The 7,873-nt window shown below is 35.5% G+C and carries 5 protein-coding genes; 3 read left to right on the plus strand and 2 right to left on the minus strand.

The window, feature by feature from the left end; translation table 11 throughout:
* Positions 1-109: 109 nt before the first annotated feature.
* Positions 110-943, minus strand: coding sequence for a hypothetical protein (locus EAX61_RS16180; RefSeq protein WP_121918755.1), 834 nt, complete (start codon positions 941-943; stop codon positions 110-112).
* On the minus strand, positions 934-2,229 hold the full coding sequence (locus EAX61_RS16185) for a tyrosine-type recombinase/integrase (RefSeq protein ID WP_121918756.1): 1,296 nt from the start codon (positions 2,227-2,229) through the stop codon (positions 934-936). The genes EAX61_RS16180 and EAX61_RS16185 overlap by 10 nt, the downstream gene beginning before the upstream one ends.
* 480 nt (positions 2,230-2,709) lie before the next feature.
* Between EAX61_RS16185 and EAX61_RS16190 the strand changes: the two genes are divergently transcribed.
* From EAX61_RS16190 to EAX61_RS16200, 3 genes are all read left to right on the plus strand, one after another.
* Positions 2,710-4,647 carry a sensor histidine kinase gene (locus EAX61_RS16190; protein WP_121918757.1) on the plus strand — a complete coding sequence of 646 codons (1,938 nt, stop codon included), beginning with the start codon at positions 2,710-2,712 and terminating at the stop codon, positions 4,645-4,647.
* An 87-nt stretch (positions 4,648-4,734) separates the two neighbouring features.
* Positions 4,735-5,457 carry a response regulator gene (locus EAX61_RS16195; protein ID WP_121918758.1) on the plus strand — a complete coding sequence of 241 codons (723 nt, stop codon included), beginning with the start codon at positions 4,735-4,737 and terminating at the stop codon, positions 5,455-5,457.
* Between the two features lie 222 nt (positions 5,458-5,679).
* The coding region (locus tag EAX61_RS16200; RefSeq protein ID WP_347337931.1) for a CUB domain-containing protein at positions 5,680-7,873 on the plus strand (2,194 nt) is incomplete at its 3' end.

Below are 7,873 nucleotides of genomic sequence, written 5' to 3' on the forward strand. Positions count from 1 at the left end.
AGGTAATATATCTCCTAAAGAATACATGCCCAGATTTGATGAAGAATTTAAATTCTTCATCAAATCTGACCTAAATAATAATTATTTGTCGAATTTTAAGGTGTCCTAATTAGGGGAAGCCTACACCCCAGTAATCGTAATAAGCGCCTGTCTTTTTAAGGTAAGTATATAGAGTTTTCAATTCAGGTAAATTATCTCCGAAAACATAATTGTTGAAAATTTTGGTTTCAAAATAGAGATGATGTTTTTTGTAATTAGCCAATGTTTCATCTGAGACCTTAATCGCAGTATTTGTTTCGATTAGGGAAGAATTTAATTCGAATAAATCTTCTTTCAAAGAAGAATTACTATTCTCTAATGTGGAATTCTTCTCTTTGTACAGTTCGATTAATTCATTGCTATTTATTAAGAGTCTATCAATTCTTTCAAGTTCAACCCTTAAGTCTTTATAAACGTCGATTTCAAGTTGCAATCCTTTTGGAGCTAATGGTGAATGCCATTTTTGATTAGCTAACTCTTGAAACATATTCTGTGCTTCAACAAGACTATCTAAGTAAATTAATCGCTCTACCCTTTCCTCAAAAGAATGTAACAATCCACGGACGAAAATTTTTTTGTCTTTATTTTCTTGAGAATAGATAGACGCTGCTTTTGATAAAAAATCATTGTCGTCTCGCGCATTTAAATATATTGAAATCCAGTTTTTTTTGAGAAAGTCCGTTAACTCAAATCGATTTTCTATCATCTGAACAACAAAAATTGAATCTTTTATCGCAGAACTTTCATTTTTAGCATATTGTTGCCAATCACTAATCGTTTTTTCAAACTTATTTTTCGCATTTTTTCTGGCAATATTAAGATGCTCACTGAGTTTTAACTTGAGTAAATCAAACTTAGGTAAGAACTCACCGAAATCAGGTAAATCTAAAGGCTTTATTTCCATACATTCTTCATTGCTTCCTCTCTACTTTTAGACGAGAGCTTAATATATTTTTGAAAACTACTTAGGGATTTGTGCCCTGTGATACTCATTACTATGTCTTGGCGCATTCCATTTTCTAACGATAATGTAATGAATGTTCTGCGTGCGGTATGAGTGCTTATTCGTTTGTGCTTAGGAATGATTTCGTCAGTTCGTTTGTTGCCAATATAAGATGTTTTGACAGTATTAGCAGTAAATCCAGCTTTTTGACAAGCTTCTTTAATGTATTCTCTAAATTTCTGGTCACTTATTATAGGTAAAGAATAATCATATTTTTCTAATATATAGCGAGAGTAGCTATTTAATGGTATTCCAAGATTGTTCTTCTGTTTTTTAGAGTTTAAAAAGATATGTCCATTATGTATGTGGTTCTTTGTAATCTTTGAGTAGTCGGAATATCTCATTCCCGTAGTGCAACCGAATATGAATACATCACGAACTCTCTCTAAACTTTTTTTCTTAAATTCAAATGTATAAAGGTGGTCAAGTTCTTTTTTGGTAAGTGCAATTTCATCTGTTTCGCTTTTAGGTTTTTCAAACTGCTTAAATTCATAGTTCCTATGGTGGTTATATTTTGCAGCCCAATTCATAAAGGTTATAATAAAACCTATGTTTCTACCGAGAGTATTATTCTGATGTTTTAATGTGCTTCTACTATAATTTACAAAAGCCACATAGAAGTCATTATTAATTGTATTAAAGTTAATTTTATAGTTTTTCGCCTTAGAAAACTCTTCAAGCACCCTTTTCATATTTTCATAAGTTTTGATAGTGCTTTGGGCAATTTTGTTTAGGTCTCTCTTTTCTTGAATAAATGCTTCAAATAGAGGAAAGAATGACTTGGAATAGGTTGCAGTTTTTTTGAATTCATAATCAAGCTCCTCTCTTATTCTTTTGACAGTTAAAATATCGTTCCGCATTTCAATTCTTGAGCAGACAACTTGGAAGGTTTCAGCGTATCGACTTAATTGATTGATAGTGGAATTTATTTGAACAGCTTGAGCTGTTCTTCCTCCAATTTTAATAGGAAATTTACTTTCAGTATCCCATTGACTAGGTAGGATGCTTTCACCAGTTGAGTACTTAAGATACTTGCCCTCACTTTTAATGTTAGCTCTCAAGTAAATGAGAGTAGGTGTAGCACTTTTGGGATTCTTTAAATTAAAAGTATAGGTATAACTCATTGTAAAACTATGAAGGGGCATAAATAGGGGCATAAAAAACTTATAACCCCTAATATTTTGCATTTATTTCTGATATTGTAAAGCTAACGATAATAAGCGTTAACAAGTTATTTCACTACGGTTAAGTTATAAATAGTATCAAAAGGTTCGAATCCCTTCCTCTCTGCAAAAGGAAACCTGCAACTGGAAGTTGCAGGTTTCATTTTTTTTTCAATCAAAACCCCGAGCTTGCTCGAAGGGTTTTTGCTTTAAAAAAACCCAAGCCCTTTTTCTGTGTTATAAAAGGTTTCTATGCTTACCCAAAATATCCCATCGGGATCATCGCAGATAATCTCTTCCATTCTACTAGAAATTCCTGAAAGTAGCTTGGGTAAAATTGTAAATATTTAATTTATAGGGATTTTTTTTGTCAAAAATGTTTATCAAAATGAAATTCTTTTTTTTTTGGAACTACTAAAGTGATTCTTAGAATGTGTAGCCGTTATAACATTTTCTTAAAAAACCTAAACACTTCTTTTACCTTTGTAGTACATCCTCATAATTATGAAAAACGCATTTAAACTGTTCTCAATTTTATTTTTACTATTCTCAAAATTGTTAGGCCAAGAGAATGTTCAATTAGATGATAATGATTTAATTAATAAAGTAGAGCGCTACATACTTGAAGAAAAACAAGACTCCGCCCAGTATTTTCTTCAGAAAATTACTATCGATACAGGCTACATCTCTATTCTTAAGAAGTTAGCCACAGACAAGAACCCAGACTATAAAGCCCTGCGCGATTTTATTGTCAGTGTTACAAATACTGCTGATGTCGATTACTACAAAATTTCAAGATTTATCAATAAAAATGTAAAACAACCCGATGTTCAAGACAAAATCAACAGAGATTACACAAAAATAAAAACTGAGCAAATTACCCAATTGCGCAACGATGGAGATTTAGATAAATCGACGGTAGAGAATGAAAAGCTAACTAAGTACATCAATTCTTTTGACCAGAACGAACGGGATGTCGCACTAGCTAGTGCAAATGCAAGTTTTCACAAGGCTGTAATGGCTTTCATTCAAAGAGATTTAGAACAAGTAAAAGAAATTTTAGATAATGCTATAGCCGTAGCAGAAAAATATAACGATACCGAACTCAAAATAGGAGCTCAATACTATTTAAGTAATGTATATGTAGTTGAGGGTAAACTACAAGAGTATATAGAAATTAATGAAGAAAATTTAAAACTGGAACGAGAGTCGTCATCAGAAAGTGCCTACTATAGTGCTACCGTTATCAACCTGTTAGATGCATATATCTATATAGGAGGTAAGGATGAGAGGGTTCAAGAACTTCTAAATGTGCTTTACAACCACCCACAAAGCCGTAAGGATAGTTATGCATTGTATGCTAAATATTTAGGAACATTACCTACTGATTCTCCTTACAAAAGGCAGATTTTTGAAAAATTCAACGTCAAAAATACAAAGGAATTTGCCGAACTAACAGTAGCCAGAACTAAAGATGTACTTAACTCAAATGACTATTATTTTGTGCTCATCGAGAATTCTGGTGCTCTAGAAAAAGATAATTTTTTAAAAGAAGCCATACGCTTTCAGGAAGAAGCAGTCGAGGTTAATAGAAAAGTTTACTCTCAAGATTTGTCAAAATCATTAGCGGCTTTTCAGACAGAGCAAGCCGTAAAAATCAAGGATATAGAAATTCAAAATGAGAAAAAACGAACACGGATATATGTTATTGCCGCAATACTAGGTGGGCTATTACTTGTTGTATCATTGTTTTTTCTTTTGAAGACAAGGCAACAATCTAAAAAGCTCAAAGAAAAAAATAAAATTATAGACGAAGCTCTCAAAGAAAAAGAGCTTTTAGTCAAAGAGATACATCATCGGGTAAAAAACAATTTCCAAATTGTATCAAGTCTCCTTGAATTACAGTCCAAAGGTATCGAAGATAAAAAAGCACAACAACTGGCAAATGATGGAAAGAATAGAGTAAAATCTATGGCACTTATACACCAGCGTCTCTATCAAAACGACTCTGGTCTCATCAGTTTTGACAGCTATATTCGGGAACTTGTTAAGGAAATTTCAGCGATGTATCAGACTGAATCTGGTGTTAAAACAACAATAAAGGCTGATGATGCTTATTTTGATGTAGACACGGCGATCCCATTAGGACTTATTATTAACGAGCTTATAACTAATGCTTATAAGTACGCTTTCGCGAAAGCGGACTCCCCAGAACTAAACATAATCCTGAAACAAAATCAAAACGACTATAGCCTAACGATAAAAGATAATGGAGGGGGAATGAGCCCAGATTTTGATTTTGCCAGGGCCAAGAGCTTAGGTTTACGATTAGTAAAAAGGTTAACAAAACAACTTCAAGGATATGTTATTATAGAGTCGCTTGAGGGCACATTGTTTAATATCTCTTTTAAAGATACTTCACAACGTAAAATGGTAGATTAAATATCATTCAGAACAAAATAACCGCGTTCAGAACATTTATGAGGATAGAGAGTATAGTATCGTTAAATTGTCACTAAGAAAAAACTGATGTCAAAAGTTCGCATACTCGTAGTAGAAGATGAAATTTTAATTGCAGATAATATCTGTGATCATCTCGAGGAGTTAGGTTATGAGCCGCTGGAACCAGTATCTAATTATACTGGAGCCATTGAAGCCTTAGAGGCAGAACATCCAGATATTGCAATTCTTGACATACAATTAGCAGGCAAGAAAACCGGTATAGATGTCGCAAGGATAATACGTGACAAATACAATATTCCATTTATATTTTTAACATCAAATAGCGATGAGCAAACCGTTTCCGAAGCAAAGGAGACATATCCCCCAGCTTTTCTAGTAAAACCTTTCAGTAAGGCAGAGCTTTATACTTCTATAGAAATTGCGCTTTATAATTTTAGTGGGCTCCAAGGATCCTCTGACAATAAAGATTTTATAATTAAGGATGCCGTCTTTTTTAAAGAAAAAGGAAGTTTTCTAAAATTACTTTTTAAAGATATTGAATACATCAAAAGCGCTCACGTTTATGTAGAGATCTACCTAAAATCTAATAAAATGCACGTCGTTAGGACAAGTCTTAATGACATACTCGACAAATTATCTTCAGACTTTATACGGGTACATCGCGGGTATATCATCAACACTCAATTCTTACAACGCATTGAGACTACATCCTTAACAATAGGAAATACAACTATTCCTGTAGGTGTAAAATATAGAGAAGGCCTGCTCAGCAGGATCAATCACTTCTAAAAACATCTCTCTATCACACTTTTTCAAGTTTCAGAACATTACATCTGGTGTTCAGAACATTATGCTTTCGCGAAAAGTATATTCTACTAGTTTTGCTCTAAAATGAACATTTTGTCGATGTTTTAATGTTTTTCATCGTTTATTTAATTCATTGACTGTAAGTCAAAAAGGATTAATAATTCCTTAAATGTTGACTAAAGAAGTTATTTCAAAAATACCTTAATGAGAACTAAGCTTATTCAGTTTGATACTATGAGACTCTATTCTATATGCCTATTAATGATTACTTTCCTGTCGTTTGAGCTCAATGCGCAGGTGTATGAAATTGACGACCAGAATGGAAATGTAATTACAGCTTGTAGTGGTACGTTCCTAGATTCGGGCGGTACTACTGGAAATTATGGTAATGACGAAAATCTAAGTGCAACCTTCCAGTCAGGTTCTGGTCAGCCCATCTCCCTAGACTTTACAACTTGGGATGTTGAAAATCAAGCTAATTGTGATTGGGATGGCTTAAGAATATACAATGGTATAAATAATAGTGCCCCTTTAATAGGAGTTTTTTGTACTGTTTCCCCAGGTACAATTACCTCCTCTAATGCTAATAATGCATTAACTTTTGAGTTTTATTCAGATAATATTATAAACGAAATAGGTTGGGAGGCAACCATTTCCTGTAATAGTCCGACAATAGATTTTTGTGACCCCATAGCCTCTGGGAATGTAGATACTGATGGAGATGGTGTTACTGACTTTTGTGATCAAGATGATGACAATGATGGTATTACTGATGCTAGTGAAGGATATGGTTGCGGTAAGACTTCAGACTGGGGAACAGCTCCTTGGCTTTGGACAAACGGGAATGATAATGACACACTTAACGGTATTGCACCTGATTTAGACTTGACAATTAATGTTGCTTCAACTACTGCAGGAAATTTAGATGCCCTTGGAGGTACTCAGATTGATAACACATATTTTGGGGGAATCCCTCAGCTCGGGGTATTTTTTGATCCTGCGGCTAATACTGGAACTTCCCCAGTAATTATTACGCTCACGTTTAGCAGTCCAGTAGACAATTTTCAATTCTTACTTTCAGATATAGATGAAAGAGATGGGAATATAGATCAAGTGACTGTGGTCTCAGATAATGGGAATCCTATTATGTCACCAGCCTCAGCAGGAGTGTCTAGTGTAACCGTTGCGGGGAATGTTGCACAGTCTTTTACAGGAGGAGGAAACTCAGATAATAGCGATACTGGAGACGTACGGGTAAATTTTCCTCAAGCAATTACAGTTGTTACCATTACTTATGAAGAGATTGGTGGACTCGCAGACCCTACTTTAAGGGGAATCGGGATTCTAGGAGGGATGATTTTTTGTTCAGGACCGGATAGTGATAACGATGATATCCCGGATTATTTGGACGAAGATAGCGATGATGATGGTTGTAATGATGTTATAGAAGCGGGGCATACTGATGATGATAATGATGCCGAAGTGGATGGGACAGGATATGACACTACTAATGGATTAGTAATTGGAGCATCCTCTGCATATACCGGGAATAATAATGATGTCGTAACCGATGGTCCGGATGCCGATAATGATGGAATATCAGACGCCTGTGATAGTTGTCCAACATTAGCAAACCCTGCTCAAGAACCCGACGCCGATTGTGACGGAGTTCCAACATCAGAAGATTGTGATGACAGCGATGCAACTGTAACGAATACCAATGTCAACGATGCAGATTGTGATGGTGTTCCAACAAGTGAAGACTGTGATGACAACGATGCTACCGTAACGAATACCAATATCAACGATGCCGATTGTGATGGCGTTCCAACATCTGAAGATTGTGATGATAACGATGCAACTGTAACAAATACCAATATCAACGATGCAGATTGCGATGGAGTTCCGACGTCAGAAGACTGTGATGACAACGATGCAACCGTAACGAATACTAATGTCAACGATGCAGACTGTGACGGAGTTCCAACATCTGAGGATTGTGATGATAACGATGCAACCGTAACGAACACTAACGTAAACGATGCAGATTGTGACGGCGTTCCAACGTCTGAGGATTGTAATGACAACGATGCGACCGTAACGAACACCAATGTCAACGATGCAGACTGTGACGGAGTTCCAACATCTGAGGATTGTGATGATAACGATGCAACCGTAACGAACACCAATGTTAACGATGCCGATTGTGACGGAGTCCCGACTTCGGAAGATTGTGATGACAATGACGCGACTGTAACGAACACTAACGTAAACGATGCCGATTGTGATGGCGTTCCAACATCAGAAGATTGTGATGATAACGATGCAACCGTAACGAACACCAATGTTAACGATGCCGATTGTGACGGAGTCCCGACTTCGGAAGATTGTGATGACA

This window comes from Dokdonia sinensis, from assembly GCF_003688895.1.
GTDB classification, from domain to species: Bacteria; Bacteroidota; Bacteroidia; order Flavobacteriales; family Flavobacteriaceae; genus Dokdonia; species Dokdonia sinensis.

What these genes read in the sequence shown, in the direction of transcription:
- EAX61_RS16180 (WP_121918755.1), bottom strand. Translation starts at nt 943, where the DNA reads ATGGAAATAAAGCCTTTAGATTTACCTGATTTCGGTGAGTTCTTACCT.
- EAX61_RS16185 (WP_121918756.1), bottom strand. Translation starts at nt 2,229, where the DNA reads ATGCAAAATATTAGGGGTTATAAGTTTTTTATGCCCCTATTTATGCCC.
- EAX61_RS16190 (WP_121918757.1), top strand. Translation starts at nt 2,710, where the DNA reads ATGAAAAACGCATTTAAACTGTTCTCAATTTTATTTTTACTATTCTCA.
- EAX61_RS16195 (WP_121918758.1), top strand. Translation starts at nt 4,735, where the DNA reads ATGTCAAAAGTTCGCATACTCGTAGTAGAAGATGAAATTTTAATTGCA.